Raw genomic sequence first — 1528 nt, 5'->3', positions numbered from 1 at the left:
ATGTTCGGTTGTCTCCATCGGCAGGTTCAGGGCATCCGGACCGGTCAGTTCCGGGATCCATTTGCGTGGGTCGATGAACTTCGGGCCGATGATGAGAGCCGTAAGATAACCATCGAGGCCGCTCATTGACCAGATTGGCGATGCTGGACGACGTGCCCTGATAAACGCCTCGAACGCCTCATCATCCAGCTTCGGTCGTGCGGTCGTCTCTTGGCTGTTCTGCGTCATGCCGCCTGTCGCTCCTGCTCTGTCATCGCCTCGCGCTCAGCCTTCCAGTTCCAAGGGAGGAGACTTTCCATCTCGCTGGCTTTCACTTTGCCCGCGATGATGCGTTCCAGCACATCGGCAAGCCAGACCTCGGGGTCCACACTGTTCAATTTACAGGTGTTGACGAGCGATGCGAGGACCGCGAAGGTCTTGCCACCGCGCTCGTTGCCCACGAACAACGAATTCTTCCTCGTCAGGGCCACGGATTTCATCGAACGCTCGACCACATTGGAGTCCACTTCGATACGGCCATCCTCGAGGAAGGCTGCCAGTCCGCTCCAGTGGTTGAGCGTGTAGGTGACGGCCTTGCCAAGCGCCGATTTCGCCGACACCTCGTCGCTCAATTCGGTGAGATGGACGTTCAGTTCTCTCATGACTGGAGCTGCCTCGCGACGCCTCACGACGAGCCGGATATCGGCACTTTCGCCGCGCAGTCTCGCTTCGATCCGATAGATCTCGGCAATCCTAGCAAGGATCGACAAAGCCTCTGAGGAGCCGGTAAGCTTGACGACATCGACAAACTTGCGCCGGGCATGGGCAAGGCAGAAGGCCAGCCGCATAGGCGCGACATTACTCTTCCTTCGGCGCTTGGCCATGGTCTTATAAGCTTGGTATCCGTCGACCTGCAGCACGCCAGCAAAGGACGCCAATTGCCCCTCGATCTCGCGCGCACTGCGGCTTTCGGCAAAGATATAAGCAACCGCCGGCGGCGCCGGACCATTCCACGGCCGATCGTCGATCGCTTGCGCCCATAACTGGCAGACCTTGGTGCGTTTGCGCCCTGGATCAAGCCGCGGGAGCGGCGTCTCGTCACAGAACACCCTCGGCTGCAAGCGGATGAAGGCGAGTAGCTCGTCATAGAGAAGTTCTAACCACCAGGCGACCCGCGTCACCCAGGCGCCGAGCGTGCCGCGATCGATGATGACGCCGCAGGAGGCAAGCATCTGGGCCTGACGATTGAGCGGGAGATGCCAGGCAAACTTCGAAACAGCGATATGCGCGGCAAACGCCGTGGTCACCATGCCACCGTCCATCACGCGCGCTGGTGCCGGCGCCTGCACAACAACGCTTTCGCAAGCCCGGCATGCATAGCGCGGCCGGATCGTCCGCTTCACCCGAACAACCGCAGGCACGATGTCGAGCGCCTCGCTGACGTCCGTGCCGATGCAATGCAGCTCGAATGAGCAGCAGGGGCAGAGCTTGTTCTCCGGTTCGATGATCTCGTCATAACGCGGAAGGTGTTTGGGCAAACGGCCGATAT

General features: G+C 60.3%; 2 protein-coding genes. Both read right to left on the bottom strand.

Annotated elements, in window-relative coordinates:
• Positions 1–228: UPF0149 family protein (locus AC1DE4_RS31675; RefSeq protein ID WP_477884745.1), on the bottom strand; the 228-nt coding region annotated here is incomplete at its 3' end.
• On the bottom strand, positions 225–1528 hold a 1304-nt coding region (tnpC, locus tag AC1DE4_RS31670; protein WP_477884744.1), incomplete at its 5' end, for an IS66 family transposase. The genes AC1DE4_RS31675 and tnpC, both read right to left, overlap by 4 nt.

Source organism: Rhizobium sp. 10N414, assembly GCF_056394785.1.
This window is presented reverse-complemented; position numbering and strand designations above follow the sequence as displayed.